The sequence below is a fragment of the Stenotrophomonas sp. Sm10 genome (assembly GCF_030985515.1).
Taxonomy (GTDB): domain Bacteria; phylum Pseudomonadota; class Gammaproteobacteria; order Xanthomonadales; family Xanthomonadaceae; genus Stenotrophomonas; species Stenotrophomonas hibiscicola.
On the sequence record NZ_JAPTFO010000186.1, the window covers coordinates 1 to 1719 of the forward strand.

The window sequence follows — 1719 nt, forward strand, 5'->3', positions numbered from 1 at the left end:
ACTTATGGCATTGTTTGGTGGAAAAGATAAAATTTCAAAAAAAGACTCTCAAAAACAAAAATATTATGAAGATGCTCTCCCATATTTTGAAGAAAATGATATGGTTCATATTTATGAAAAATATCCTGAGCAAGTTGCTTATATTGGAAATGTGTTAAATAGTAAAGCTATAGCTTTAGCAAATGCAAGTGGTCCTGGAGCGTTTGAAAAAGTTCAAATACAACAAAATCAGATTATCATTCAACAAAATGAAGAGATAATCTCCTTGTTAAAAGAACTTAAAAAATAAAAAAATCCCCACACTCTCCATCGCAAAACTTTGAGTGTGAGGATTCAACTTTCCATCGAGCAAGCAATGGAAAGGATGATAAAAAAATACACTTATAGTTTATCATAAGTTCTACACCTTTTCAACTATGCGGGCAAGCAATCGAAAAGAAAGGACTTTTTATGATAAAAAAATACATTACAAAAAAAGGAGAGACTAGATATCTCTTTCAAACATACCTGGGCATAGACCCTGCTACTGGAAAAGAAAAACGGACAACACGCCGTGGTTTTAAAACCATTAAAGAGGCAAAGGTTGCCGAACGTGACCTTCTCTTAGATGTTGAAGAGAATGGTTTTTCAAACAACGAAGATTTCCAGAACCCTACATTTGCTGAAGTCGCTGATTTGTGGCTTGATAGCTATAAGAGCACTGTAAAACCAACAACTTATCAGAATACTAAGAAGAAACTTGATGTTATGATTGACTCATATTTTACAGATATGAAGATTCAACAGATCAGTGTAGCTTATTGTCAGAAGGTTGCTATCAAGTTAAGTAATCGCTATATCCTATATGCCAATTACTACTCTGTAATCAGTCGTATTTTCAAGTATGCCACCTCTATTGACATCATTAAGTCAAATCCTTTAGACAAGATTATCAAGCCTAAAAATAGGCCATTAAAGGGCAAAGAAAACTACTATACAAAACAGGAACTAACCGAGTTCCTTAAAGTTTACAAAGCAAATTGCAAACCAGTAGACTACACTTTTTTCCACTTACTCGCTTTTTCAGGATTGAGAACTGGAGAAGCTATCGGACTCATGTGGTCAGATGTTGACTTTGAAAATAAACGGTTAAGCATTTCTCGCACGGCTGTCGTGATTGGTAAAAAACAAACTGTCCAGGATCCTAAAACCAAAAGGAGTAAGAGGGTTATCACATTAGATGATGAAACTCTGAGTGTATTGAAAGTCTGGAAACGACAGCAAATAAAAGAATATTTCCAAGTTGGTAAAGCATACCAACATGATTCGAATTATATCTTTACGAATAATAGCGGTGGATGGCTTTTAGCTGCAACTATGAAAGTGAAACTTAGCAGATTCTTTCGTAAACACAATAAGCTTAAAAAAATTTCGCCTCACGGATTTAGGCATACACATGCTTCTCTCCTTTTTGAAGCTGGTGTTGCAGCAAAAATTATTTCAGATAGACTCGGTCACAATAATGTTCAAATCACTCTTGATATGTATACCCACATCAATGATAATCAACGTGTTGAAGTAGTTGACCAGCTCATGGATTTCATCCGCTCCAGCTAAAAGTAAAGTCGTATTCAATATCGTATTCACTTTTGGTTAACACGCTAGACGTCCACTGTTTTCAAAGGATTAGCAAGCTATGTACTATTTATGGTATAATGAGAGAATGAAATATCCAAAAAT

The 1719-nt window shown here is 34.8% G+C and carries 2 protein-coding genes; both read left to right on the forward strand.

Annotation, left to right across the window (positions count from 1 at the left end):
* Window positions 1–289 (forward strand): hypothetical protein (locus O0J15_RS20970; RefSeq protein WP_308306270.1); only part of this gene is annotated, 289 nt, incomplete at its 5' end.
* Window positions 290–450: 161 nt separating this feature from the next.
* Complete coding sequence (locus O0J15_RS20975) at window positions 451–1596, forward strand: site-specific integrase (RefSeq protein ID WP_308306271.1); 1146 nt, start codon at window positions 451–453, stop codon at window positions 1594–1596.
* Window positions 1597–1719 lie beyond the last annotated feature (123 nt).